We start from the raw sequence: 24,289 nt of genomic DNA on the forward strand, positions 1-24,289 counted from the left end.
GGAGGTCTAATGCAGCAATGAATATTTTTGAGATCTTGGAGCTTCCCGTTTTTAAAGGAGCAAAACTCGCCGCCGGAGAATCGGGCGGTTTCAGACAGATTGAGCACATTAACATGATGGATGCCCCCGACATTGCCGATTTTTTGCATCAGGGTGAGCTTCTGGTGACGACCGCTTATCACATCAAAGACCACCCGCAATTATTAAAGGATTTGATCGAAAAAATGGTCAGACGCGGATGTGCGGGACTGGGCCTTAAAACGAAGCGCTTTCTGCAGGAAATTCCGGAAGACGTGATCAAACTTGCCGATAAAAGGGCTTTTCCGATTATTGAATTAAGTGATAACGTCCGCCTCGGAGACATTGTCAATCATACATTGAGCCGCATTTTAGATAAACGGACGGCAGAGCTTGAACAAGCGATTAAAGCGCAAAAGCAATTTACAAGCCATATTATGAGCGGAAAAAGCGTTCAGTCCCTTATAAAAAACATCTCCATTACGCTGAATCTGCCCGTTCTGCTTTTAAACCGGCACCTCAAGCCGGCCGCTTCCTCAAAAGCAGGGATGTGTGAGGCGCCTCCGCTTTATGAAGGTCTTTTCCAAAGAAACAGCAAAACGGCATTTACATGCTTTTCAACCCTTTCCAAACGACAAACCTTTTCGGTATTTCCGATTTATACTCATGAAAAAAAATGCGGATTTCTGGTCGTATGCGGGATGATTCCCATAGAGGACAAAGGCTTGCTTTTAACGATTGAACAAGCCGCCAATGTGATCGGCTTTGAACTGATGAAAGAAAACGCGCTAAAGCAATATACGAGAAGAGCGCGCAATGAATTTTTCAGCAATTTTTTAGAGGGCTCCTTTTCTTCGCCAGCGGAAATCAAAAACCGGGCCAAGGAATTCAAGCTGAAATCGGATCAAAAATATGTATGTATCACCGGCAAATTGGACCGCAAAGAACAGGCGGTGAGCTTTACTGAAAACCAGCTTGAGTCAGACAGCGTGTTTGAGTGTCTTGAAGAAGAGCTGGCCGATTTTCCATTTCCGCCCCACCTTTTCACGAAAGGAAATATGTGTGTCCTGCTCGCTGAGGGAACCGACAGCTGGGCTGAAATGAACGCAGCGGTCTGCGGTTTTTTAAGGCGGTTTCAACAGCTCTGTGCCAAGCATTTTCAGCGAACGATTTCTTTCGGGATCAGCAACCTCAGCCATCAGCTGCTCGATGTTCCCGGCATCTTCAAAGAAGCGGTCGACGCCCTTCATTCCGGACACCTTTCCGGAAGCACCGAATTCATCCAGACGTATCATACGAAAGATGTCTCAGAGCTCTTAAGGATGGTTCCCATTGATGACTTGAAAAAATTTTATACATACACACTGCAAAAACTGGCGAACCTGCCCGGCGATGATCATGGGCTCCTTCATACATTATCCGTTTATTTGGAAACGCACTGCCAGATTTCCGAAACGGCCAAACGCCTTTATGTTCATCGAAATACGGTCATCTACAGGCTTGAAAAATGCGAAGAGCTGCTCGGGAAAAGCCTGAAAGATGCAGATACAACGCTTCGCTTGAGGCTGGCGCTGAGAATTCAAATGATGCTTGGATTGTAAGAAAATCTAACGTTCTTTGAAACAATCATTACTCAGTGCCCGGGGGACCTTTTGATTCGGACATGATCAGGGCGCTGTATGGGCGACCATTACAGCGCAATTGTCGGCCATGATTTCGCTGCATTTCCCGCTGAAACCGCAGCATGTTTCCGCAGGTCGCGACCATCATCGGCCACTCTCGGGGCTCCATCTGATATCGACAGATTTAAAGAATCAGACAGACAATAATGCAAGAGATTGCAAAATATATACCCATTTCCCGATCGCGATTAAGTGGTTTTTCCAATAAAAAACAAATGATATACTACAGGGACCGACTCTTAAAAAATTCCCGAGATTTGTTGGTTTCATATGTATGCTGCCGAGAATACATATGAAGGAAGGCGATTCGAACCATACCAAATATTTCTAAAGGGAGGCGGCACAGTATGTTTTCTTTCTGGCTGACCACAGCTTTTCTCGCCGCTATCATTTTCGGAATATCCTTTATATTCCGGAAAAAGGAATCCCCATTGCAGTACGCAATTCCGTCAGGTGTCATGACGCTCGGCATCATCAGTTTGATCATCGGCGGTTGGGAGGGATGTACATCGGCGGCATCAGCACATCCATCTTCCTGTCATCGGTTATCGCATTGCTTTTGATATGCGTTTTCGGATTGCTGAAGGAACAAGATTAAACGAAAACAGCGGGGCTGCTCCGCGCTTTTTCACGACCAGCCGGCAGCATGGGCAATCATTAAGAAAACAACAGCCGCTACCATCCAGACACAAAAAAGCGGAAGGATGAATTTCACCCAGCGATTCCAGGAAATACGGCTGACAGCAAGCGTCGCCATAAAGTAGCCCGATGTCGGAAAAAGGATGTTTGAAAAGCCGTCGCCGAATTGGAAGGCCAGTATCGCCGTCTGCCTCGTCATGCCGACGATATCAGCCAAAGGCGCCATGATCGGCATCATGATTAAAGCCTGTCCGCTTCCGCTCGGCACGAAAAAGTTAAACAGCATCTGTGTCAACAGCATGGCTGCAACGGTCAAATAGGAAGGAAGCTGGGAAACGGCATGTGACAGCCCATAAACAATCGTGTCCATAATCTGTCCTTCATTCATGACGACCGCGACCCCTCTGGCGATCCCGCAAACCATTGCGCCGATGAGGACTTCTTTAAATCCTTCATTGAAAGATTCGGCAATGTCTCTTGCACTCATTCCGGCAATACATGCCGGAATAACGGCGAGCGCTAGAAAATACCCCGACATTGTCACCATGTCCCACCGGAAGGTAATCACACATCCGATCAATCCGGCAAACAAAATGAGTGCCGCGGTTCCGGCCCATTTCACCCGTTTGCCCGGTTTAAAAGCGGACACCGGTTCAGCCGCCTCCATTCCTGTTAAGCTTTTTTCCGGATTTGCTTTGACCTTTTCTCCATATGCCAGCACATAGATGGCAGCAAGCGCCGTTATGACAAGAAAGATGACCGCTCTGTACCCCATGCCGGAGTAAAGAGGCAGGCCCGCAATCGTTTGCGAGATGCCCACTGTGAAGGGATTTGTCAAGGCGCTCGTAAAGCCGGCAATCGTCCCGCATAACGCGATTGCTGCCGCGGTCATCCTGTCGTATCCGAAAGACAGCACAAGCGGCAGAATGACAGGGACATAAACGATTGACAGTTCAGGTGTCCCGATAAAACAGGCGATACCTGAAAAAACGAAGATGAAGACTGGAATAACAAAAACCGGCCTTCTGCTGAAGATGCCCGCCAGCAAGCGGACGCCTATTTCAATGACCGACGCTTTTCGCAAAACGGCAAATACACCGCCGACCATAAAGGTAAAGACGATGATCGGAGCGGCTTCCGTCATCCCTTTCGGAACCGCGGACAAGAGCGACAGCACATCGACCGGAGTCTGTTCAACCCGTTTGTATGATCCGGGATCAATCATTTCCCTGCCATCCGGACTTTCCACTCTTTGATATTCCCCTGCAGGCACCAGGTATGTCGAAAGCGCCATCAATCCAATCATGACAGCGAGGATGACATAAATATGGGGAAACTCATGTTTACGCTTCTCATTCTTTTTCAAATCCCCGCGTTGATAGGCCGGCATTCCCATTTTGATCATCTCCTTCATCCAATGTGAGCTTTTTTCACATCTTAAATGAACCCAGAAACCGTTCGCATTGAAAGATCATCCGAATCCAAGAAGATTTCCAGTTAAATTATCTAAAAAACGCGTTTTGATCCAGTTCATCGGCAGATTTTCTTCCAAAAAAACAAGCGTAAATCTCCACTATTCGTTTTTAGTATTTTCATGTAAAGTCATAAGAAAAAGAAGCAGATAAAAGGAGAGGTCTATATTGCAGCAATGGATTAAAGAAACGGCAAGAGGAAAAAGAGGCGCAAGGGATTTAACTTATGAAGAAGCCAAAGAGGCCGCCGAAGCCATCATGACAGGCAAAGCCACACCCGCCCAGACCGCCGCTTTTTTGATAGCGGAGCGCATGAAAACGGAGTCGGCCGAAGAGCTGCTCGCCTTTATTGAAGCCTTGAGAAATCACTCCAAACAACTGCCCATATCTCCGGAGATTCAAGAAAAGGTGATTGATTTTGCCGGTCCGTACACGGGAAGACATTCGTTTTTGGCAACGATTCCCGTCTCGATTCTTCTCGCAGCAAACGGTCTTCCCTCATGTTTGCACAGCAGTGATTCCCTGCCGCCAAAATATGGAACAAGCATAAAGGAAGTCCTGAACAAGCTGGGAATTTCCGCCGACGCTTGTCCCCGCCAGACGGCAAACACGCTTGAAGAGCTGTCAATCGGCTTCACTGCCGCTGAAAAGCTGTGCGAGCCGTTTTCCCGGATTCGGCAGATCCGCGAGGAAATCGGCGTCCGCACGATTCTGAATACAGCCGAAAAACTGATCAATTTTTCAAACTCAAAAAAACTGATGCTTGGCGCTTTTCACAGAACAGCCATTCAAAAAATGCACCCTGTGTTTCAGCATCTTTCATATCAGGAAGTGTTTATCGTTCAAGGGGCTGAAGGATCTGAGGATGTTCCCGTCCACCGGGGGAGCTTTGTGTTCACCATCAAAGACGGCGGGATCACTTCGTTTATTTTGCAGCCTGAGGAATACGGTCTCCATGTCGAGGAAAGCAGGCAGAACAAGCCCCTGTCAGCCGTCGAACAGGCTGAAAAAATCGAAGCCGTTCTCTTTGGGGATGATTCGGAAGATGTGGAATACGAAAGAAAACAGGTGATCATGAACGCGGCATTGCGCTATTTCTTATTCGGTTTTCATCCGACAATCGAAGAAGGCATCCGGACCGCAGAACAGCAGCTTCGAGACGGATCAGGTCTCAACATTCTGAGAAAATGGCAAGCTACATTTACAAGACGGTAAGAAAACCGTAATCAAAATGACATTTCCTTTTCATGAAAACAATGGATAATAAAAACAAATGAAAAGGAGGTTTCAGCCGATGATTCGCATGTTTGCCATTCCGCTTCTATTCATGTTATCAGCCGTTTTCCCCCCTTTTGAAAAAGCCGACGCCGCCCCGCTTTTTTCACTGCAATCTTCGCTTCAGCCATCCGGCGCTTTAGAGGATTATTATGAGAATGCTGAAGGGAAAACGGGAGCGGCGCTCAAACAAGCGCTCCACGAAACGATTGATCATCATACAGAACTTTCATACAGCGAAGTCTGGGACGCGCTGAAAATGACGGATGAAGACCCGGCCAATCCCCATCATGTCCTGCTTCTTTATTCCGGACAGTCCCGTTCTAAAGATTTAAACGGAGGAAATGTGGGCGACTGGAACCGAGAGCACGTCTGGGCTAAATCACACGGAGACTTCGGTACAAGCAAAGGGCCCGGAACAGATTTGCATCACATCAGGCCAAGCGATGTGCAAGTGAATTCCGCCCGGGGCAACCTCGATTTTGATGAAGGCGGCAGCGCGTATCCTGGTGCCCCCGATAATTTTTACGACGGTGATTCATGGGAGCCGGACAGCCGGGTGAAAGGTGATGTCGCCAGAATGATTTTCTATATGGCCGTCCGCTATGAAGGTGATGACGGACACCCCGATCTCGAAATGAATGATAAAACAGGCAACGGATCCCTGCCTTTCCACGGCAAAATGGCAGTCTTATTGAAATGGAACCAAGAAGATCCTGTCGATGATCTCGAGAGAAGAAGAAACAACATCATATATGAACGATACCAGCATAATCGCAATCCATTCATTGATCATCCCGAATGGGCCGAAGAGATTTGGCATTAGACGTTGTCATCCGAGGGCGCTTACCGGGCGCCCTCTCTTTCTTAAACAATCTGTTTCCTCCCAGCAGATTTCCCCGTTAAACAGCAGGACAGCGCCATCCGAATCCGATATTCCCACATTGATCCACACCTTTGATACCCGATCATCATTTTGCAAACTTCTGCGTAGCCGCGAATTGTATTATAACGTAATAATACATTATAATAATGGTGAATACGTTAAGGAGGACTTCTATTTTGTTAAATAACGATAGTTCCAAACCTTTATACCTTCAGCTGAAACAAATCATCTCAGACGATATCAAGCGGGGCGTCTATTCTCCTTCCGAAAAACTGCCTGCTGAAAGCGAGCTTTGCCAGACCTATCAGGTGAGCCGGATTACAGTCCGAAAAGCGATTTCCGACCTTGTGGAAGAAGGCTATTTAACAAGGCAGCAAGGAAAAGGAACCTTCGTCAAAAGCCCGAAAATGAAACGGGAGCTTGTTGCCGTGGACGGCTATTCCGAATATATGATGTCGAGCGGAAAAAAGCCGAAGCATCAAGTCATTTCCGTGGAAACAATTACAGCTCCGGGGCACATCGCCAAGCGTCTCAAGCTGCCAATTGACAGCCCCGTCCTCGAACTGAAGCGGGTCATGTTCAATGATGATCAGCCGTTTACGTTTGAAATCACCCACTACCCGATCAGCCGGTTTCCTGATATCGGCCGATTCATCAGCGACTCTGTGTCCATGCATCACATTTTAAAAACAGAATACCAGGTCACTCCGGCCTACAATACGAAACTGTTAAACGTCGTGTTTGCAAAAGCGGAGGATAGCAAGCATCTCGCATGCGATATCGGGGATGCCCTCTTTGAGATTGATAAAGTCGCCTACTGCGCCCAAGACGATCCGATTTATTGTTCATTGTTTTTAATGCACACGAACCGTGTGACGTTTACGATTAACAGTTCTCATGAATGGGATTGATCCCGCAGTGTACACGGATGCCCGCAGCCGAACGCCCCATATGTCAGACATGTGTCTGCCGCCGCTTCGGCTGCATGCATGAGGGCTTTTTTGACATCCCGGCTTTTCAGATATGCCGTCAAAAATCCGGCGATAAACGAGTCGCCCGCTCCGAGCGTATCGACCGCCCGAACCGGAAAAACCGGCTGCTCGACGATGTTTCCTCCCCGGCCTAACACAGCACCCTTGTCCCCTCTTGTGACACATACCGTCTGCACGCCAAACCGGCTTGCATCGTCAATCAGCCTCAGACACTCCTCTTTTGTGAATCCGCTTCCTGAAAAGAAAGCATACGTCAAATAGGGACAAACACGTTCCATGTAAGCCCGGTCATGCTTTGTCGAAAAATCAAAAGACACCGGCGCAAGTCTGCTAAGCTCAAAAAGCGTCTGCTCCAACCGGCTGTACACACTCGTATGAACGATATCATGGCTTTTGATCAACGCGGTGTCTTCATCGGTGAGCAACAAGCCGAGCTCAGATTGAATGCCGCCTTTGTTGGAGCGGACAAACACCCTGTCCCCCTGTTCATTGAGCTTGACGGCGGCCATTCCGTTTTGTCCGTGGGCCCGCCGGATTCTCGAGATATTGATCCCCTCTTTTTTGAGCACATTCAATACATGATCTCCGGCTTCATCAGTGCCGATAATCCCGATATATGCCGCTTCAGCTCCGGACCGCTTTGAGAGAACAGCGACGTTTAACGCATTGCCTCCGGGATAAAACATGTCCTGATCGATGTAATAATCAACGACATTGTCACCTATCGCAAGTATTTTCATCATCCATCCCCCATTATCCTTTTATGCTTCCTGCGGCAATGCCGCGGACGAAATACTTTTGCATCGCTAAAAACAGGATCACGATCGGCGCAGCAGAAATCGTCAAGCCGGCAAGCAGAACGCCCCAATCTGTGGCAAGAGCATCCCTGAATTGCATCAGACCGGCAGGAATCGTCTTCAAATTCTCATCATCAATAAAAATAATCGCAAACATGAATTCGTTCCATGTATGATAAGCCGTCAAAATCGCAGATGTCAGCAAGATCGGCAGACCCATTGGCAAGAAAATTCTGAAAAACACACCAAAGCTTGTGCAGCCGTCGATATATGCCGCTTCCTCAAGCTCTTTCGGAGTCGCCAAAAAATACGAACGGATCAAAATGATGGTAAAAGGAATCCGATAAGCCGCATAAGGCAAGATCAGCGCCCAATACGTATTGTAAAGTCCGAGCGACTGAATGATGGAATAAAGGGGAACGATGCTGATCTGCGGCGTCAGCATCAGCCCGCCGAGACATAAAATAAAAACAGCCGATTTCATTTTAAATTCAAACCTCGCAAGGCCGTATGCCGCCCACGCGCTGACAAAGACGGTGATCACACACGTCAGAAACGTGACGATGACACTGTTCAAAAAATAAGCCGATATCCCTTGATTCCAAGCGGCCGCATAGTTTTCAAAATGCCATTCTTTCGGCAGCGACCAGCTGTGCTCGAAAATGTCCTCAGAACTTTTCAGCGAACTCAGCACCATCCACAAGAGCGGATAGCTGACAGCGGCCGTGTATAAAAGCAAATATAAGTATACGGCCGGCACACCGATATGGCGTTTCTTTATCCGGTATGAGGGTTTCGCCTTCCGGTTTGGAACTGCCCCGGACACTTCTATTTTCCCAGATGCCATCTGTTAATCCCCCTTTCCCGTTTTAAAAAGCCGCATTTGCATGACGGAAAGGCTGAGCGTGATCAGCAGAACAACGGTCGCAATCGCTGATGCATATCCCATCATATCCTGTGAAAATGCTTGCTTATACAAAAATGTCCCCAGCACCTCTGTGGCGTTTCCAGGGCCGCCGCCCGTCAAAATATAAGGTTCGTTGAAGACGGTAAAGGCACCGGTCAATGTCATCACGACGGCCACAAATGACATTTCCTTCGTCCCCGGGACAGTGATGGCAAAAAACGTCCTGATTTTTCCCGCTCCGTCCAGACGCGCCGCCTCATAAAGCTCGTCAGGGATTTTCTGAATGGCGATGATGTAGAGCATGGCGATATAGCCGACCGATTGCCACTGAGAAACAAAGATGACGGATAGCATCGCCGTTTCTTCATCGCCAAGCCAGGCCCTCGTCCATTGTTTCAATCCGGCGGCCTCTAAAAACTGATTGAGAAGGCCTGTCTCCGGATTGTAAATAAAAGTAAACAACAAGGCGATCACGGTCATGGAAATGACAACAGGGAGGAAAAAAACCGTTCTGAAAAAAGGAGCGTGTTTTCTGAAAAGCCGATCCTCAAGGATGGCGGCGGTAACCAGCCCGCCGCCGACCTGGAACACAATGGAGACCAGCGCATAAAGCGCATTGTTTTTCAAAGACTGATAAAATACCGGATCGCGAAACAGCTGGATGTAATTGCCGAAGCCGACAAACGCTTTTTGCGGTTCAAACGTGCTCCACTTAAAAAAGCTCAAGAATATGTTTTGCAGGATCGGATAATAAACAAACAAAAGAAAAAGCAATGCCGGAAACAAAAAAATGAAGGGAAGCCACCGATTTTGGTTCACCAAAGCGTTTCAGCTCCTTTGCATTAAGATTTTGCCGCTTTTTGCACCTCTTTCATCACCGCTTCAGGCGTCTTGTCACCGCTGAGCATCTGCTGCACGTTTGTTAAATAGGCATCAACGACTTGAGGATCTGTATCCATATCAAACCAAGGGACCATCCCTTTCGCTTCATTGAGGCTTTTGACGGCTTCGAGCTGGTTGGAATCCGCATTTTCCCGCTTGGCCGTTCCTTTGACTGTACTGAACTTGCCGACATCTTTGACGAGTTTTTCACCCATTTTTTTTGACGTCAAAAATTTCAGAAACGCCATCGCTTCTTGCGGATGCTTTGTGTTCGCCGAAATCATAAAGCCCTCGGGCGCACCTGTCAGCATCCCCGGTCTCCCCTTTTGCCCGGCTATGTCGGGAAACGGAAACAAACCGAGGTTGACAGTGTCATTGACCAGCTTAATTTCCGATGTCTCCGCATAAATCATTCCGGCTTTTCCGCTTTTAAACTGCTGCCTAACATATTCGTGATCGATCGAGTTGACGTGTTTTGAAAAATAAGGCGAAAGCTCCTGCAATTTGGATAAAGCCTCGACATATCCTTTATCCGTGAAAGCGGCATTTTTCGTATGATAATCTTTTTCTCTTGTTTCTTCATCGACAAGCTTTTGATTGAGTGTCGCAATATAGTGGGAGATGGTCCACGGCGCTTTCGTTCCGAAAGCGATCGGTGTATAGCCGTTTTCTTTTAATACTTTGCAGACATCGATGAGTTCGTCCCATGTTTTCGGAGGTGAAAGACCGAGCTTTTTGAATATATCTTTGTTGTAAAAAAGCTCTTTGGAGGCCATTTGCCACGGCACACCGTACCTCTTTCCTTGAACACTGAACGGTTCAATCTGAGATTTCAACAGCTGTGAAGCCCATTTCTGATCATCTTTGTAATAAGACGTGAGATCAAGCGCCCTCTCGCCTCTGATGATTTTCTTGGCAAACTCATCGCTCCAGGCAAAATAAATGTCGGGAGGCTGACTCGTCCCCAGCATGACTTTGATCTTATCTTTATAGGAATCATTCAGCACCGCTTCCGTCTGAATGGAAACATCGGGATGGCTCTTTTCAAATTCCTTGACCGCTTCTTCGAAAAAGCTTTTTTCAGGCTCCTTCGGCCAGCGATGGAAAAATTTCAGCGATACTTTCCCCGATTCTGTTCCCGAGCTTTGAAACCCTGAACAGCCGCTTGTGAGCAGCATGAGGAAAACGGCGGCAGCAACAAATACGCATCTCTTTTTCAATGGTATACCTCCTTTTCATTCGCTAAAAAGAAACCGGGTGACGGCTAAAGATCGGCCTCGCCGCCACCCGCGGCTGAAATAAGATGTTATATAATGTTATATCAATACTCGACTTTCCACATATACCGTCTCGTTGTCAGCGGATGATTCCGCGCTTCAGCGAGAGCATCGGCATACATCCGCAGCACCCGGTTGAGCACGAGCGGAGCGAGATATCCTTGCATATCTTCATTGATATTTGAAAAATCGTATGTCTTGGCGTCGAGCACAGTCAGCTTTTTGCCGTATCTCTTTGAAAAAGCAAGCGCCCGCTCTTCAAGCGGCCTTGTTTCGTCCAGACCGAGCAGAATGATAAACGGGACCGACTCATCAATGATTTCAAACGGCCCGTGAAAATATTCCCCCGCGTGAATCGCCTGCGAATGAATCCATTGCATTTCCATCAGGATACATATGCTGTAGGAGTATGCGACACCATAGTTCGCACCGCTCGCCAGCGTATAAATGACCTGTTCTTTTTGATGGGTTTTGGCGAATTGCTGCGCTTTTTCGGCTTCTTTTTGCAAAGCTTCTTCATATACGGCCTGAAGTTTGTCAAGTCCGTCGATCACCTGTTCAAACTTTGCATGGTTTTCCAACACCCGCAACACACCGAAAACGATTTGATACAAAACGCCATAGTTTGTATTGATGGCCGCGGCTTCATCACCCCAGTCGTATTGCACGGCATATTGCGCCGCTTTGGCCAGCGGAGATGCCGGCTCAAAAGTCATGGCGATCGTCAGCGCGCCTTTATCCCTTGCAAAGCTTGCCGCTTTCACCGTTTCCGGCGTATTTCCGGAGTGCGAACACAAGATGACGAGCGATTTTTCTCCGAGCTGAACGGGATTGCGCTGGATGAATTCGTTTGAACTGTAGAGGTCAGAGCTGATGGATATGGATTCTCTGTCAAACACATATTTGCTCGGATACATAATCGCCGAAGACCCTCCACAAGCAACAAAGAAGACATGATCAATCGTTTTTCCCTTCAAATCTTGCAAAAAACCTTGAACTCCCGGATTTACCTTTGCTGTAGCCTGACTCAAATCATTCACTCCTTGCTTTTATTATATAACGTTATATAACATTATATATTGTTATGTTAATAGGTAACCGTTGTGGCTGTCAATATAATTTTCTGAAATTTTAAATAATAAATAAAAAAGCGCCTTAGGCGCTCATTTCATGTGATGAATGATCGTAGTCCCCGGGCTTTGCAACGAGCCTGACAACAGCCGTTCTTGTTCAATGTAAAATTCAAGTGCGGTGTGTCGTGAGATCACCTTTTAAGTATGCTGAGGATGTCAAACAGCGTATTTTTAATGACAAACTGCCGATATTCGATAGACCCTTGCGAATCGTGCAAAATCGGGCCGGGCATGCGGCGAACAGCTTCTTCAATCCTTTCTTCAACAGGCCGTTCTGCATCATTTAATAATTCTTCCACCTCTTGAGAGCGAAACGGAAAAGGGCAAACACCGCTGAAGGCGACGCGCATATGGCCGTCGATCTCCAGCGCGGAAATCGTCACCAATTGGTATCCCGTATCCCACCGCTGCCTGACTTTAATGTTTGCGAAAGGCTGCAGGAGATAGCGCTCTTCAGTCAACAGCAAAATGAGCATTTCACCCTTTTTCAGCTGCAATTGTTTGTCAAATACATCATGAATCGAATAGATATGTTTTCCATTGGCTCCCAACGTCACCACTTTGCTGTCGGTCAATAAAAAAGGGAGAACCGCTTCGCGATAAAAAATCTGTCCGCAAATATTGCCGCCGAGCGTAATTTTATTGCGTGACGTGTGATCAGCGATCTCTCTCACCGCTTTGCTTAATAAAGGAAAGCCCCGGCTTTCCGTGATTTCCGTCAATGTTAAAGCTGAACCTAGCGCAAGATAGCCCCGCTCAGATTGCAACATCCGGCATTCGGGTACTTCCTGAATATCGATAACCGCATTGAAACGGCCATGTGTGATTTGTTCTGTTCCCCCGGAAAAAAAGGCGGGGTTTTTTCCCTTCAAGTCAAGGTCCCGAAACAGCTGTGCCGCTTCTTGTGCGCTTTGCGGCCGGTAGTACTCAAAGTTAATGGAGATCATGCCGGCCCTCCTTCACTCGCCTTGCTAGTTCACAAATGAGAGAGAGCTGATTTAATGGGATCGCGGCAGCGATTGACAGGCTTACGTCGTGACAACCCGCTCCATCCTCCCATGCAAGATCGTTCCCGGCTTTCAGATGATATGTAAAAGTTCGCGTTTCTCCGCTGTGTTGCCCAGCCATGTCCCGCACGGCCGGGTCATCTTCAAGGCATCCGGCGCTCAGCATCCCGGTTCGGGTCCCTTCTTCCTGCAGCAGCATTGCCGAATCTTCGACATGGATGGTGGTGAGAACACATTGTTGAGGCAATCTTTGAATCGTTTTAAGGATGCCGGCAATGGCTTTCACGAATGAACACACCTCCAGGATTTACTATTTTTTTCCTCTTCCATATATATTATCTCGCCTCATACTTTAAAACTCCATTTTCTCTGAAAAAGAAAAACGTTCACTCCTGTCATGAGTGAACGTTTTTTCAAGCTATTGTATGTCCAGCGCTCCGGCCGGGTCATACAGATGAACATCAATCTCTGGGAGCCTTCCCAGTGCAAGTCTTGCCATTTCTCGGCCAAGGTAAGGTCCTGAAGTCAGCCCTGAGGCGCCGAGTCCGTTGGCAATCAGCAGCCCCTTTAGACCGGGAAGCGGACCGATCACAGGAAGAAATCCCGGAGTGAACGGCCTGAATCCGACCCTCGTTTCCAGGATCGTTCCGTTCTCCAAACCGGGCGCAATGGTGAGCGCCTTTGTCAAAATTTCTTGAAGCCCGCCCGCTGTGACGCGGCAGTCGCCCAGTTCAGCGTCGTTTTCATGTGTCGCACCGGCAACAATTCTCCCGTCTTCAAACGCGAGAATGTACTGGTCATGCGGAGGCATGACCACCGGCCAGGCGGCTGTATCAGTCTCAGGCAGTCGGAGATGGACGATTTGCGCTTTTTGATAGGTGACCGCAAACTGGATTCCCAGCGGCTTCAGCAGCTCACTTGCCCAAGCCCCGGCTGTGATCAGCACCTGATCAGCGAACATCGTCCCCTCTGCGGTTTGAACACCGATCACCCGTCCGTCTTCATGCACTAAAGAGGCATTTCCCTCAAGCACTTTTGCACCGTGTTTTTGCGCGGCATTCACGAGTGCACGCCGCAGAGCTTTTCCGTTGACCCGTGCTGCGCCGCTGATATGAACGGCTCCGTATCCGTCTGCCAAGGGCGGAAATAAGCGTTTTGTTTCAGCGGGCGACAGCCGGGAAATCTCGCCGATCTCCGGCGCATCCTGGCGTCTCATGTATGCGCGCTCTTCCATTTTCTCCAGTTTTCGTTCGTCAGTGTGCAAGCTGATGGCGCCTGTCCGTTTGTACCCCGTGTCCGATTCTCCATCAGCTTCCAGCTGTTTAATCAAATCGGCGTAGTACCCGGCACCTCCCTTTGCGAGTTTGTACCAAGCCTGATTTCTGCGCTGGGAAAGCCAGGGACACACGATACCCGCCGCGGCATCTGTAGCCCTTCCTTGATCCCTGCGGTCAATTAATGTCACATCTGCACCGGCTTTTGCCAGATGATAAGCGGTGGACGCTCCGAGAATTCCTGCTCCGACTACGATATATGTCTTCATCAAAACACCTTTTTCATTTCTGTTTTCTACAAATATAACGGATCAAATCTTCTGAACACAACCGGTTTCACCTATGAATTTAACCGATGGCTACCGATATTACACCGCTCACCATAAAAAGAGCCGCGATGATCCGCCGATGACCAAACCCTTCTGAAAGAAGGACGGCCCCCATCACCGTTCCGATCAAAATGCTGACCTCCCGAATCGGCGCCACATGACTGACAGGAGCGAAAACCATGACCGACAATGCCAAAATGTAGGCCAGAGAATTCAAAATACCGACCCCGGCCGCTTCGATTCGGTGTTGCTTCCATTCAGACCTGACTTGATGCCAGTTTTTTGCGGCAAAAGGCGTCAATAAGATGAAGCGCCCTAATGTATTGCAATAATCCAACAGCAAAGGCGGGACGAGAAAATGGCTGACCGCTGCTTTGTCAAGGAGGGTGTAAGCTGCGATGATTGCGCCGATCAACAGCCCGTAAAGGATTGGAATGAGCGATCCGGATTCTGTTAACCGCTTTATTCCCCCCGTGAAAAACAGAATGCTCACCACAATCAACAGGATGCCGATGACAGCGGGCAGCGTCAGTTGTTCATGAAAGACGACCACCGCGAGCAGACAGGTGATCAGCGGTCCTGTTCCTCTTGCGATCGGATAGACGAGTGAAAGATCGCCCTTTTGGTATCCCTTTTGAAGAACAAGAAAAAACCCTAAATGGGCAAGGATGCTCGCCATGATCAATACGATTTGCCAGATTCCAAAATCCGGCTTTTCATAAAGAACAACACCGATCGCCAAAGGGGTGTATACTATGGCGGCAATCGCAGTAAACAGCCAAATAAAAGCAGCTCCGCCTCCAGCCTTTTTGGAAAGATAGTTCCATGTTGCATGGATGAATGCCGATAACAATAGGATGCAAAATCCAGCGGCCGTCATGATACCGTCCTCCTTACCGAACACTGAAAAACAGTCATTTCTTGACGTTAATGTAACGCTTTAGTTCGCCATGCCATTTCCTGTCTTTGATAACATCAACCCAAACATCATACTTGCCGGATTTTAGCCTTTTCGTCGGAAAGCTTACGCGGAAATGAGCTTTTCCGCGAGCTAGATAAATATCCTTATATAACAGAACTTTTCCTTTTTTATTGATTAAACGGACGGAAATCATCGCCCCTGTGACAGGGCTTTTTCCGGTCACCACGATAGATGAGGCGTTTTTTGAATAGGTATTGGCATCTGTTCTGAATTTAACCGCGCCTTTTGAAGGCATGGCCAGGGCTTTGGGACTTCCGGCCAATGCACCCAATAAGAAAATGACCACTATAAACATAGCCCTTATCTTAAATTTCACTGGACATGTCCTTTCTATAAATAGGATGAAAATCACATGTATACCTACATTATACATGACTTTATCATCTGACTAAAGGATTCTATTTAAAAGAAAAGCCGCATACCGCAGATTGCTATTTTAAGGAAAAAGAAAATAGCTGATGCCTGCAGATATGGGCTGGAACTGCCAATAAAGCTCCCTATGTTCGAATATCTCCCTTAAAGACAACTGTTGCGACAAACTATTCTAGCAAAATAAAAATTTGTTATTATATAAATATTATGGTAAAATGTTCTTATTATATTATATTGGAGGATGACATATGTTTAAAAAGTTTCTACAATTATTTGTTTTATTGCTGATTTTAGCAGCAGGTTTGGCGTCACATGCAGGAATTGCTTCCGCAGCGGATATGGATAGAAGCGGAAGACACAATTATAATTGGAATGTGGATTTTTATACAGATGCTAATCGCTATACAAAAAGAGCCGATACCGTAGATGTTACACTAAAAGTGCCATCAGATGGAACGTACTCTAAAACATACTGGGAAATGAAATTTCAAATGTATGGGGCAAACGGATGGACAACTCTCAACTTTGTGAAAACAGGTTATGTTTCCAAAAACTCTCCCTCTCACCGCTCTTTTGATATAAATGATTATACATATCTAAACAAAGGCGTATTTAAAAAAGGCTATGGAAACTGCAGAATAAAAGTGACATTTACAAAGGGAGACAAGGCTTTGGTTGGCAATACATACTATACAACGGTCTTTCGTGTAGATAATCAAAAATAAAATAACGTTTCGAAGAAGTTCTGCTTTGATATGATAAATGCACAGTGCGGCAAGGATTTCAGATTTCACGAATCATAAGAAGGCCCTCAACATGTGAGGAGCCTTTTTATATTATTTCAGGTAAAGAAGTATCACCGCATTTGTTTAATCATCGTTGTTTTAAATGAATGATGTGAGACCATCTTAATCAATAAAAAAAATAACCGCAGATCCATTCTTGTCCACTCTTAAAAAACAATGGCAACTTGAATGATATCTGCGGTACATAAAACGCATAAAATTTTTAAGGGTGTGATCCAATTTCAATCTGATCACACCCTTTGATATGAAAGGTTAACCGATTGACCCTTCCATTTCGAACTTGATTATTTTTGAACAACTTGCTATATCATAACCCGTTCCAAACATTGATTTTATAGGGTTTCTTATTTTTCTTAATCACTTAAAATCATACTTTATCATAGTTTCGTGGGTGTTCCGTGGGTGACACATCTTTTTTTAGCGGCACTTAGAACTGTATTATATTATAGTATATAGAAAAACCCCCTCATTTGTTTTAAAATGTAAATGTGCGTTTTAAACAAATGGGGGGTTATTATGGCTTTATTTATTTCATTATTTGCTGCTTTTATGATTATAGGAACACTTATAGGTGTATTAATGCTAATCCCAGGTAAAACAAGAAAAGCTGGACTTCGACTGGCTCTTTTTTGTATTATTACTTTACTTTCAATAGCACTAATTAATAAACTTTTTCTAAAGTACGAAAACGAACCAGTTGCCACCATTACTCCAGAAGAATATAAAAAAATAAAAGAAGGCATGACTTATGATGAAGTCAAAAAAATTGTTGGGGGCAAAGCAAAATCTGAAGAAAAAATTGGTGACTACTCATCAACAGATTATGATTTCGACGGAGAGGATGGCTTAGAAAGTCATGCAGCTGTATCCCTACATTTTGTTGCTGATAAATTAAGTGTCAAAAGTGAATATGGGTTAATTACTAAAAGTGATCAATCAGAATTAAATGACGCATCTTCTGAGAATGAGACAAGCCATATTAGAAATAAAATCGAAGGTTTGGTCGATGAACATTTAAAGAACGTTTCTGTTGAAGACATTGAAGTCAATCAAGATTTTGGAAATGATAAAAAAGATCAATACATTGCGTTAGTTCACTTATCATTTGATCTTAAAAACTCATCAGCAACAACAAAAAAGATGATTGAACTGTATAGTGAAGATTTGGCTGCTCGCCTTGCTGAGGAAGACAGAAGTATTAGTGAACTTTCGGTATTTTGGAAAGCACCCTATATAGATGAAGACGAAACTTTAGCCAAATTCTCTTATAAAAGATCTGGTGAAAAAATGGTGACCAGTGAAAAAAATTATTCTCAACTCTTAAATTAAATTATGACCCCATTCGAAAGGATGGGTTTTATTTCTTGTTGAAAACAGAACAAACGTTCTCTTATAATCATCTCAAGGAGATGAACACCATGAAAGATGACAACTTGAAAGATCGGGGATCAATCAAATGGACAGCTATGATGCTGCCGGAGCATGTCGGCCTGCTTCGCGAGTTAGAAAGCAACCAGGACAAAGTAAAAAGGCCGGTTCTTGACATGTCTCAGATCGAAGATATGGAAATGGTCATAAGTGAAGCAATGGAGTTTAATAATCCAGTTCAGTTTTCTGTATTTAAGCAGCTGCCAATGCTTAACGGACCGGAAACCGGGGAGATCGTTCAAATAGAGGGCCATATCCATTATATAAACCAGTTGAAGAAAACTTTCCATGTCGTGGATTCTAAAGGAGACACCAACCTCATTAAATTTGAGGATGTCGTCAGTGTGGAAATAAAGTAAGCCCTTCTCACAGCTGAAGGGCTTTACTCATCATATGGGCGGTATTTTTTTCGGCCAGCTTCAAGTTCTTTCTTTTGAGCCTCCACATGATCACGGAGAAACAAGCTAACTGTACCAACCTTCTTCACAGGCTTTAGCTTCCTGGAAGTCACCAATGCACTTAAACGCTGCCTAGTAACCCCGAGGAGCTCGCCTGCTTCTGCAGCTGTCAAAACTTCATCTTGGATAAATTTAATTTTTTCGTTTTCCTTCATGCCTTTTTTCGCTCCAAATCATAATTAATCCTTTTTAACGGGATCGAACATACCCGTCAAACTATTGATTTATCAATGTTTTTGTTTATTCTTGTGCAAATTTTGCGCAAAAAATTTTAGATTCTTTTCCGATATTGTGGACTGCCGCATATTCTAAGTTTGTTATAATAAAGCTACCAACACAAAAGGGACGAAGGAAAAATGAGTATCAACAAAATCAGATCAGCTTTATACAAGTCGGCCAAGATTTTAGGGGACATCAGCGCGGTGAAAAACGGAACACTTGGGAAAGCAACCAATAAATTATTTAGAAATCTGTTTAAATAGTTTCGTTAATAAAAAGGGCTTTTTCTTTGAAGCTAAAAAAAGCCGCGGTATTTTTACCGCGGTTTTAAATGATTCTTTTCAATGGTGAGAGCTGTTTACGTCATTGCCCTTTCAGCAATTTGAACATTCTGTGGTTCCGTTGTAACCATTTCAGTTGCGACAAAAATTGCTGTAACTACCAAGCAAACGGCGAATATTTTATTTCTCAATTTCATACAGACAATCACCTCTTAACGTTTGTTTTCTGGCTTCTTCAACTTTTAAAAAGTAGCTGGTGGCCATTTTATAGTTTTTTTGTTCAGAATAATGTTTCGCCACCTCTAAAGCCAGATCTTCAATATCAGGATACAATTTTTTCGATTGTAAATAAAGTAAAGATTTCTCAATTCCTTTGTCATCAGGATCAGATTGATAAAGCGACCGCAAAAGCTCAAACTTCACTGAATAGACAGAATCACCTAGTTGTTCGGCGTAACCCTGGCCTTTTTTAAAGGCTTCTTCTGCTTGTTCGTCTTTGTGTTTGAAACGTATCTGTGCCAATAAAAAGTAGGCTTGAGGCAATGATCGTATAATGCCACCTTCTTCAAATACAGAAACAGCTTTCTCAATATTTTCAGCCGCTGCCTGATCTTGTTCCTGATTATGAAAACAAAGACCTTTATTAAAAAGCGATCTGCCAATAAGCTGCGATTGCTGCTCTTTTTTGGACATTTCAAAAGCCTTTTCAAAATGACGCATTGCCTGGTCATAATTGTTTAAATCCATGAAATTACCTGCCAATACAAAATGACACTGAATGGTTCTAATTTGGTATGTCACCTGTTCTTTATAAATATCGTATGCCTGTTTCGCGTAGTACATAGAGACATAGGTTTGTTTCATGTGATAATACAGTTCTGCAATTTTAAAATAAAACTCAGCCTTTTCAATTTCGTCACTGACAAAAGAAAGGGCTTTTTCTGCGTTTTTGTAATATTTGATAGCCTCTATGTATTCCCTGTTGTCAAACTCGTACATCCCTTGAAAAAAGTTATAGTAATAATCAAGCAACCCTGTTATTTTGCTTTGTTTATGTTCTAAATTTTCCAACAATTCAGATGGACCTGGGCGATAATCTGAATCAATTAACGGGTCTAAGTAATCGAGCATCAGACGATGCCTGAACTCCATTAATCCATAATACAAGAGTAAATCCTGATTTTCCTCCATCCTGTGAATCTCATCTTGGACTTCCTTTCTTAAAACCTCGGCATCTGGTACCGCAAACCTTCGAATATAGTCATACCACAGATTGATTTTATTCCCAACAGATGAAGAAGGGATAACACCTCTTTCCATACTAAACCCCCTTACTTTTTAACTCTTTCTAATTATTCTTTATATTACCATATTTCTCTAATCCAACAAGAAGAAAGTAAAATTTTTACCATATCCCATTGTCATTATACAGAAAAATGTTTTCTCATTTTCCGTATAGTGGTAAAATTTTCACTGATTATGACTTTTGAAAGGGTTTGATGAATGAAAATCTTTGAATCTAAAACTTTATTAGCTGCAATGGAGGCACGTTCCAAAGAGTACAAAAGCACAAGGGAGCAGTTTGTCAATCTGAAAAAAGCCTTTCAAGGCATGGCCGACTTAGGAGATGACTTTCAGGGTGAGGGAGCTGACAAAATCAAAGCATTTTATAGAGATCAGGCCGGGATAGTTAAAGACTGGATCGATCTAATTGATATGCAAACTAAGTTCCTGGACAGCATTTCCGGTGCTGTAGCCGATGCCAAACTGGCTGGAGACACATTTGTCGATATGGAGTTCTTAGAGAATCAGCTTAACAATGCCCTTAAAAATGCTAAGGCAATGGTGTCCCACCAGAAAAAAGATCTGAAAAGGATCTTGCAAGACATCCATGATATACTGCCTTTAGAAGTCTTTTCTTCCGAAAAATTTAAGCAGCATATTAATGATGCGAACGATGAACGCAAAGAAACGATCAAAGCTGTTGATGATCTTGACGCAGCTCTCCAAGAAGAATACTCAGCATCTGAAATCAATCAACATATGGTCGTCGCCGATTATACCGCACTCATTGATGCGACCGGCAAGGGGAAAGACGCTTCGCCAATTCACTATGATGCCAAAGCATACAGAAGCAGTGAGGCTTACCAACTGAAAGATGAAGTACATAAGAATGCAACAAACTACATCCAGTTCAAAAAAGATCAGGCCGAAGCCCGCCGGATCGCCAAGGAACAGGAAGAACTAGCAAACCGTCCCTGGTATGAAAAAGCGTTAGATGCCGGCGGAACATTTTTAGGGGAAATCAGCGGGTACTATGATTATAAAAGGGCTGCTGAAGGTGTTGACCCGGTGACAGGTGAAAAACTAACAGATGGTGAGCGTGTCGCAGCCGGAGCCATGGGTGCAGCTGGATACATTCCTGTTGTCGGCTGGTTCGGTAAAGGTGCCAAAGGAATCAAAGGTGTCTACAGCATGTACAAAGCTGAAAAAACGATCACGACAGCTGACAAAGCGCTTGCGGCCTACAAAACACCGAAGACATTTCAGGCTTTGAAAAACTCCGAGAAAGGCTTGTACGGCCTCGCTGCCGCGAACGGTTTCAGCGAAACGATCACCGGCCGGGATATGTTCGGGAATAAGATCTCAGATGAAAGGCGCGAACAAAGCCTGAATCATGCTTTGGCAATGCTAACACCGTTCGGTATGAACAAAGCTGGAAAAGTCCTTAATATAAATTCGCACAGTGGTAAAGCTACTAATCTTTATAGAGGTGAAGATTTCCCTTATGAACCTAAAAGGCCTAATGGTATTGGAAAATCCCATATATCGCCTGAGACCGGAAACCTTGTTCCTGCTAACAAATCCGGTATGTATCAAGGCCGTCAGGTTACTGTAACAGAACACGTCCTTGGTGGTTACAGAAAAGGCGGTAAATCCAATAGCCCTTACACCAGTTTTACAATAAATAAAAAGGTTGCAAAAGGCTATGGAGAACATACGATAGAGCTTGATATATCCGCTCTTCGGAAAGCAATTAGATCTGGTGAATTAAAGGATGTTGTGATTTTATCCCCTAAACAAATTGAAAGGTTAATCAAAAATGATACACGGCAGTCAGAACACTGGAAAAATAAAGCCTTAAAATGGACTCAAAGAGATACCGAATACTTTGTAAAAGGTGAAGTTCCAAAACAGTTTTTCAAAATGTACCCGAAGGAGTGATATGATATGCTTCTATACTATAAGGATGAATGTTTAGGCGAAATAGAAGGTGCAACTGTTGAGGGGGTATGGATGTACGGAACGATTGTTCCAAATGAAAATATGGAGAAATTTAAAGGTTTCTTCAAAGCGGTAGTAAATGAGGATGACCCCTTTGCCATTGAGCAGTACAGTGATGAATGGTTAGATGATGATAATTGGTTTATTATTGATGACAAACAAAAAAAAGTTGGCATTTCACTTCCAGGGATATACGAAGAGGATAATGAAATTAATTGGAGATGGAGATAAACAAAGAGGCCCATTGCACAGGGCCTCTTTTATTACTTCAGCAACGATTCAAGTTTTGTCTTTGTCTTTGGTCCATAAATTCTATCAGCAGACAGTCTTATTTAACACGAATCTTTTTTCCGGCATAAATTTTATTCGGATTCTTGATGTCGTTCCATGCTTGGAGCGTCTTTATTGATGTATTGAATCTTTTAGAGATTCCAGATAAAGTGTCACCGGATTTGATTGTGTAATACTGCTTTTTGTTTGATGATTTTGATACATTACCGCTAATCTTTAATTTCTGGCCAACATAAATCTTATTAGGGTCTTTTATGTTGTTCAAACTCTGAAGAGCTTTAACAGTTGTTCCGTATTTCTGTGCAATTTCAGAAAGCGTGTCTCCTTTTTTGACAGTGTAAGTCGTGTTGGATTTCCCTGACTTTTTGTTTGAAACAGGTTTTACTGAGGATGTTTTTTCAGTTTTTACAGCTGCCTGTGCACGTAAACCGTCACGGTAGCAAATGTTCATGTCCACATAACCGGAAATGCCAGCCACCTTTCCACAATCAGAATACTGCCAAATATCTGCATCCCGACCAAGTTTGTTGTTGTAACGGGCGACCCATAATGCAAATGGCTTCAGTTTAGATTCATCAAGGCAATTCTCAAGGAAAGACTTGCCGCTATAAATCATGGCGAAGTAACCGGCTTTTTCAACTTCCCGTAAAAAGGCCACTGCTGCATCTGTCAAAACTGATTTACCGACATTCCGCTGATTGACTTCTAGATCAAGAACAAGAGGGTATGAGAGACTGACCTTTTTGACAACTGATAAAAAGAATCTCGCTTCTTCCAATGCTTCTGACTTGGAACCGAATCTTGCAAAGTGGTAGGCTCCCGTTTTAATCCCAGCAGCGTTCGCACCTGAAACATTCGTTTCAAATTTATTGTCCTTTAGGGTTGTTCCTTCTGTTGCTTTGATAAAGGCGAATTTAATACCGTCCCTCGCAACTTTCTTCCAATTGATGTTTCCTTGCCAGTGTGATACGTCGATTCCTTTGATTTCCATTATTAAAATCCTCCTTTAAATTATTGAAAGGCTGCCAACCGGCAACCTCATTTTGTTAATCCTTTTTGTTTCAAAACTTCTTTTTGCTGCTTACCTTTATCGGTGACATAGTTGTTTTTAAACCAAGCGACCACCGTTGTGACGATTGTAAAAATCGTAGAGCCCGCCAAATACAAAGCGTCGGCCAACGTATTGACCTGATCCTCGCTGATCGGCAATGCTGACTTTCCAAACATGATCAATGTCTGGTTTACCAATGCAATAAAAAGAAGCACCGTCCGGACGACCGTGCCTTTGTCTAAGTTTTTCATAATGTGTATTCCTCCTTATTTTTGCAGTAGATTATAAAAAACAGCGATTGCGCCGCCGATGATGCCGGTGCTGACCGCTGTAATGATCGCGCCCGTGATGCTGCGCTTGATCCAAGTTGTATTTTCCTCGATCTTGTTCAGCTTTTCATTGATAGAAATGATTTGCTGATCATGACGGTCAGTCGTTCTTTCGAGGGTAGTGATCCGCTGATCCTGTGTTTTTTGATCTGCTTTAATCTCTGCGATTTCTTTTTGTAAAACATCATAATCATTCGCTTGTGGCATGTCCTGAAAT

The 24,289-nt window shown here is 44.5% G+C and carries 28 protein-coding genes; 11 read left to right on the forward strand and 17 right to left on the reverse strand.

Annotated elements, in window-relative coordinates; genetic code table 11:
* Nucleotides 1-17: 17 nt before the first annotated feature.
* Together ACINLD_RS20375 and ACINLD_RS20380 are read left to right on the forward strand one after the other, a co-directional pair.
* Entirely contained in the window at nt 18-1,619 is a 1,602-nt protein-coding gene (locus tag ACINLD_RS20375; RefSeq protein ID WP_026588654.1) for a PucR family transcriptional regulator, read from the forward strand.
* 428 nt (nt 1,620-2,047) lie between these two features.
* A complete protein-coding gene (locus ACINLD_RS20380; protein WP_277691630.1) occupies nt 2,048-2,263 on the forward strand; it encodes a YesK family protein in 216 nt (71 codons plus the stop codon).
* 65 nt (nt 2,264-2,328) lie between these two features.
* Here ACINLD_RS20380 and ACINLD_RS20385 read toward each other — a convergent pair whose 3' ends face one another.
* Nucleotides 2,329-3,735 carry a YfcC family protein gene (locus ACINLD_RS20385; RefSeq protein ID WP_410207135.1) on the reverse strand — a complete coding sequence of 469 codons (1,407 nt, stop codon included), beginning with the start codon at nt 3,733-3,735 and terminating at the stop codon, nt 2,329-2,331.
* Nucleotides 3,736-3,979: 244 nt separating this feature from the next.
* Between ACINLD_RS20385 and ACINLD_RS20390 the strand changes: the two genes are divergently transcribed.
* The 3 genes from ACINLD_RS20390 to ACINLD_RS20400 all read left to right on the forward strand — a co-directional run bounded on the left by ACINLD_RS20390 (nt 3,980) and on the right by ACINLD_RS20400 (nt 6,883).
* Nucleotides 3,980-5,026: an anthranilate phosphoribosyltransferase gene (locus tag ACINLD_RS20390; protein ID WP_410207136.1), complete on the forward strand. Its 1,047-nt coding sequence runs from the start codon at nt 3,980-3,982 to the stop codon at nt 5,024-5,026.
* Nucleotides 5,027-5,105: 79 nt separating this feature from the next.
* Complete coding sequence (locus ACINLD_RS20395) at nt 5,106-5,912, forward strand: endonuclease I family protein (protein ID WP_410207137.1); 807 nt, start codon at nt 5,106-5,108, stop codon at nt 5,910-5,912.
* A gap of 236 nt (nt 5,913-6,148) precedes the next feature.
* Nucleotides 6,149-6,883, forward strand: a complete 735-nt coding sequence (locus ACINLD_RS20400; RefSeq protein WP_026588658.1) for a GntR family transcriptional regulator — start codon at nt 6,149-6,151, stop codon at nt 6,881-6,883.
* On the opposite strand, the gene ACINLD_RS20405 is transcribed toward ACINLD_RS20400, so the two are convergent.
* The 10 genes from ACINLD_RS20405 to ACINLD_RS20450 all read right to left on the reverse strand — a co-directional run bounded on the left by ACINLD_RS20405 (nt 6,868) and on the right by ACINLD_RS20450 (nt 15,925).
* On the reverse strand, nt 6,868-7,704 hold the full coding sequence (locus ACINLD_RS20405; RefSeq protein ID WP_026588659.1) for a PfkB family carbohydrate kinase: 837 nt from the start codon (nt 7,702-7,704) through the stop codon (nt 6,868-6,870). The two genes, ACINLD_RS20400 and ACINLD_RS20405, sit on opposite strands and share 16 nt — an antisense overlap.
* A 13-nt stretch (nt 7,705-7,717) precedes the next feature.
* Nucleotides 7,718-8,608, reverse strand: coding sequence for a carbohydrate ABC transporter permease (locus ACINLD_RS20410; protein ID WP_410207138.1), 891 nt, complete (start codon nt 8,606-8,608; stop codon nt 7,718-7,720).
* A gap of 3 nt (nt 8,609-8,611) precedes the next feature.
* A complete protein-coding gene (locus ACINLD_RS20415) occupies nt 8,612-9,490 on the reverse strand; it encodes a carbohydrate ABC transporter permease (protein WP_026588661.1) in 879 nt (292 codons plus the stop codon).
* A 20-nt stretch (nt 9,491-9,510) separates the two neighbouring features.
* Nucleotides 9,511-10,728 (reverse strand): ABC transporter substrate-binding protein, encoded by a 1,218-nt coding sequence (locus ACINLD_RS20420; protein WP_372708722.1) that lies wholly within the window; start codon nt 10,726-10,728, stop codon nt 9,511-9,513.
* A 143-nt stretch (nt 10,729-10,871) separates the two neighbouring features.
* The gene (locus ACINLD_RS20425) at nt 10,872-11,858 is read right to left on the reverse strand and encodes an SIS domain-containing protein (protein ID WP_077735522.1); all 987 of its coding nucleotides are present in this window, start codon (nt 11,856-11,858) and stop codon (nt 10,872-10,874) included.
* A gap of 233 nt (nt 11,859-12,091) precedes the next feature.
* On the reverse strand, nt 12,092-12,907 hold the full coding sequence (locus tag ACINLD_RS20430) for an FAD binding domain-containing protein (protein WP_410207139.1): 816 nt from the start codon (nt 12,905-12,907) through the stop codon (nt 12,092-12,094).
* Nucleotides 12,894-13,253, reverse strand: coding sequence for an XdhC family protein (locus tag ACINLD_RS20435; RefSeq protein ID WP_077735524.1), 360 nt, complete (start codon nt 13,251-13,253; stop codon nt 12,894-12,896). Before ACINLD_RS20435 ends, ACINLD_RS20430 begins: the two co-directional genes overlap by 14 nt.
* A gap of 132 nt (nt 13,254-13,385) precedes the next feature.
* Nucleotides 13,386-14,510: an NAD(P)/FAD-dependent oxidoreductase gene (locus ACINLD_RS20440; RefSeq protein WP_077735525.1), complete on the reverse strand. Its 1,125-nt coding sequence runs from the start codon at nt 14,508-14,510 to the stop codon at nt 13,386-13,388.
* Between the two features lie 79 nt (nt 14,511-14,589).
* Complete coding sequence (locus tag ACINLD_RS20445) at nt 14,590-15,450, reverse strand: DMT family transporter (RefSeq protein ID WP_077735526.1); 861 nt, start codon at nt 15,448-15,450, stop codon at nt 14,590-14,592.
* A gap of 34 nt (nt 15,451-15,484) precedes the next feature.
* Entirely contained in the window at nt 15,485-15,925 is a 441-nt protein-coding gene (locus ACINLD_RS20450; RefSeq protein WP_236251200.1) for a hypothetical protein, read from the reverse strand.
* Between the two features lie 247 nt (nt 15,926-16,172).
* Here ACINLD_RS20450 and ACINLD_RS20455 point away from each other — a divergent pair, with 247 nt between their 5' ends.
* The 3 genes from ACINLD_RS20455 (at nt 16,173) to ACINLD_RS20465 (ending at nt 18,517) form a co-directional block, all read left to right on the forward strand.
* Nucleotides 16,173-16,649 carry a hypothetical protein gene (locus ACINLD_RS20455; protein WP_026588669.1) on the forward strand — a complete coding sequence of 159 codons (477 nt, stop codon included), beginning with the start codon at nt 16,173-16,175 and terminating at the stop codon, nt 16,647-16,649.
* Nucleotides 16,650-17,246: 597 nt separating this feature from the next.
* The gene (locus tag ACINLD_RS20460) at nt 17,247-18,059 is read left to right on the forward strand and encodes a hypothetical protein (RefSeq protein ID WP_035338318.1); all 813 of its coding nucleotides are present in this window, start codon (nt 17,247-17,249) and stop codon (nt 18,057-18,059) included.
* 89 nt (nt 18,060-18,148) lie between these two features.
* The gene (locus ACINLD_RS20465; RefSeq protein ID WP_410207140.1) at nt 18,149-18,517 is read left to right on the forward strand and encodes a YolD-like family protein; all 369 of its coding nucleotides are present in this window, start codon (nt 18,149-18,151) and stop codon (nt 18,515-18,517) included.
* A gap of 23 nt (nt 18,518-18,540) precedes the next feature.
* Here ACINLD_RS20465 and ACINLD_RS20470 read toward each other — a convergent pair whose 3' ends face one another.
* Nucleotides 18,541-18,771, reverse strand: a complete 231-nt coding sequence (locus tag ACINLD_RS20470) for a helix-turn-helix domain-containing protein (protein ID WP_410207141.1) — start codon at nt 18,769-18,771, stop codon at nt 18,541-18,543.
* 201 nt (nt 18,772-18,972) lie between these two features.
* Between ACINLD_RS20470 and ACINLD_RS20475 the strand changes: the two genes are divergently transcribed.
* Nucleotides 18,973-19,098, forward strand: coding sequence for a hypothetical protein (locus ACINLD_RS20475; protein ID WP_410207142.1), 126 nt, complete (start codon nt 18,973-18,975; stop codon nt 19,096-19,098).
* 95 nt (nt 19,099-19,193) lie between these two features.
* Here the strand turns inward: ACINLD_RS20475 and ACINLD_RS20480 are convergent, their stop codons facing one another.
* Nucleotides 19,194-19,313: a PhrC/PhrF family phosphatase-inhibitory pheromone gene (locus ACINLD_RS20480; protein ID WP_410207143.1), complete on the reverse strand. Its 120-nt coding sequence runs from the start codon at nt 19,311-19,313 to the stop codon at nt 19,194-19,196.
* Complete coding sequence (locus ACINLD_RS20485; RefSeq protein ID WP_410207144.1) at nt 19,297-20,436, reverse strand: aspartate phosphatase; 1,140 nt, start codon at nt 20,434-20,436, stop codon at nt 19,297-19,299. Before ACINLD_RS20485 ends, ACINLD_RS20480 begins: the two co-directional genes overlap by 17 nt.
* A 183-nt stretch (nt 20,437-20,619) precedes the next feature.
* Here ACINLD_RS20485 and ACINLD_RS20490 point away from each other — a divergent pair, with 183 nt between their 5' ends.
* Both ACINLD_RS20490 and ACINLD_RS20495 read left to right on the forward strand, forming a co-directional pair.
* A complete protein-coding gene (locus ACINLD_RS20490; protein ID WP_410207145.1) occupies nt 20,620-22,341 on the forward strand; it encodes a ribonuclease YeeF family protein in 1,722 nt (573 codons plus the stop codon).
* 6 nt (nt 22,342-22,347) lie between these two features.
* Entirely contained in the window at nt 22,348-22,632 is a 285-nt protein-coding gene (locus ACINLD_RS20495) for a hypothetical protein (RefSeq protein WP_410207146.1), read from the forward strand.
* A gap of 97 nt (nt 22,633-22,729) precedes the next feature.
* On the opposite strand, the gene ACINLD_RS20500 is transcribed toward ACINLD_RS20495, so the two are convergent.
* Genes ACINLD_RS20500 through ACINLD_RS20510 form a run of 3 tightly spaced genes read right to left on the reverse strand, consistent with a single transcriptional unit; the run spans nt 22,730 to nt 24,279 of the window.
* Nucleotides 22,730-23,683 carry a GH25 family lysozyme gene (locus ACINLD_RS20500; protein ID WP_410207147.1) on the reverse strand — a complete coding sequence of 318 codons (954 nt, stop codon included), beginning with the start codon at nt 23,681-23,683 and terminating at the stop codon, nt 22,730-22,732.
* A gap of 47 nt (nt 23,684-23,730) precedes the next feature.
* On the reverse strand, nt 23,731-23,994 hold the full coding sequence (locus ACINLD_RS20505) for a phage holin (protein WP_026587182.1): 264 nt from the start codon (nt 23,992-23,994) through the stop codon (nt 23,731-23,733).
* Nucleotides 23,995-24,009: 15 nt separating this feature from the next.
* A complete protein-coding gene (locus tag ACINLD_RS20510) occupies nt 24,010-24,279 on the reverse strand; it encodes a hemolysin XhlA family protein (protein WP_410207148.1) in 270 nt (89 codons plus the stop codon).
* Between the last annotated feature and the right edge of the window lie 10 nt (nt 24,280-24,289).

Source organism: Bacillus sp. z60-11 (assembly GCF_046464135.1).
Taxonomy (GTDB): Bacteria; Bacillota; Bacilli; order Bacillales; family Bacillaceae; genus Bacillus; species Bacillus sonorensis_A.

Excerpts from the sequence above, each read along its gene's own strand:
- ACINLD_RS20505 (WP_026587182.1), bottom strand. The coding sequence starts at position 23,994 with ATGAAAAACTTAGACAAAGGCACGGTCGTCCGGACGGTGCTTCTTTTT.
- ACINLD_RS20375 (WP_026588654.1), top strand. The coding sequence starts at position 18 with ATGAATATTTTTGAGATCTTGGAGCTTCCCGTTTTTAAAGGAGCAAAA.
- ACINLD_RS20395 (WP_410207137.1), top strand. The coding sequence starts at position 5,106 with ATGATTCGCATGTTTGCCATTCCGCTTCTATTCATGTTATCAGCCGTT.
- ACINLD_RS20490 (WP_410207145.1), top strand. The coding sequence starts at position 20,620 with ATGAAAATCTTTGAATCTAAAACTTTATTAGCTGCAATGGAGGCACGT.
- ACINLD_RS20410 (WP_410207138.1), bottom strand. The coding sequence starts at position 8,608 with ATGGCATCTGGGAAAATAGAAGTGTCCGGGGCAGTTCCAAACCGGAAG.
- ACINLD_RS20440 (WP_077735525.1), bottom strand. The coding sequence starts at position 14,510 with ATGAAGACATATATCGTAGTCGGAGCAGGAATTCTCGGAGCGTCCACC.
- ACINLD_RS20430 (WP_410207139.1), bottom strand. The coding sequence starts at position 12,907 with ATGATCTCCATTAACTTTGAGTACTACCGGCCGCAAAGCGCACAAGAA.
- ACINLD_RS20455 (WP_026588669.1), top strand. The coding sequence starts at position 16,173 with ATGTTTAAAAAGTTTCTACAATTATTTGTTTTATTGCTGATTTTAGCA.
- ACINLD_RS20485 (WP_410207144.1), bottom strand. The coding sequence starts at position 20,436 with ATGGAAAGAGGTGTTATCCCTTCTTCATCTGTTGGGAATAAAATCAAT.
- ACINLD_RS20480 (WP_410207143.1), bottom strand. The coding sequence starts at position 19,313 with ATGAAATTGAGAAATAAAATATTCGCCGTTTGCTTGGTAGTTACAGCA.
- ACINLD_RS20420 (WP_372708722.1), bottom strand. The coding sequence starts at position 10,728 with ATGCTGCTCACAAGCGGCTGTTCAGGGTTTCAAAGCTCGGGAACAGAA.
- ACINLD_RS20495 (WP_410207146.1), top strand. The coding sequence starts at position 22,348 with ATGCTTCTATACTATAAGGATGAATGTTTAGGCGAAATAGAAGGTGCA.
- ACINLD_RS20450 (WP_236251200.1), bottom strand. The coding sequence starts at position 15,925 with ATGTATAATGTAGGTATACATGTGATTTTCATCCTATTTATAGAAAGG.
- ACINLD_RS20465 (WP_410207140.1), top strand. The coding sequence starts at position 18,149 with ATGAAAGATGACAACTTGAAAGATCGGGGATCAATCAAATGGACAGCT.
- ACINLD_RS20470 (WP_410207141.1), bottom strand. The coding sequence starts at position 18,771 with ATGAAGGAAAACGAAAAAATTAAATTTATCCAAGATGAAGTTTTGACA.
- ACINLD_RS20405 (WP_026588659.1), bottom strand. The coding sequence starts at position 7,704 with ATGAAAATACTTGCGATAGGTGACAATGTCGTTGATTATTACATCGAT.
- ACINLD_RS20380 (WP_277691630.1), top strand. The coding sequence starts at position 2,048 with ATGTTTTCTTTCTGGCTGACCACAGCTTTTCTCGCCGCTATCATTTTC.
- ACINLD_RS20385 (WP_410207135.1), bottom strand. The coding sequence starts at position 3,735 with ATGGGAATGCCGGCCTATCAACGCGGGGATTTGAAAAAGAATGAGAAG.
- ACINLD_RS20460 (WP_035338318.1), top strand. The coding sequence starts at position 17,247 with ATGGCTTTATTTATTTCATTATTTGCTGCTTTTATGATTATAGGAACA.
- ACINLD_RS20510 (WP_410207148.1), bottom strand. The coding sequence starts at position 24,279 with ATGCCACAAGCGAATGATTATGATGTTTTACAAAAAGAAATCGCAGAG.
- ACINLD_RS20500 (WP_410207147.1), bottom strand. The coding sequence starts at position 23,683 with ATGGAAATCAAAGGAATCGACGTATCACACTGGCAAGGAAACATCAAT.
- ACINLD_RS20445 (WP_077735526.1), bottom strand. The coding sequence starts at position 15,450 with ATGACGGCCGCTGGATTTTGCATCCTATTGTTATCGGCATTCATCCAT.
- ACINLD_RS20475 (WP_410207142.1), top strand. The coding sequence starts at position 18,973 with ATGAGTATCAACAAAATCAGATCAGCTTTATACAAGTCGGCCAAGATT.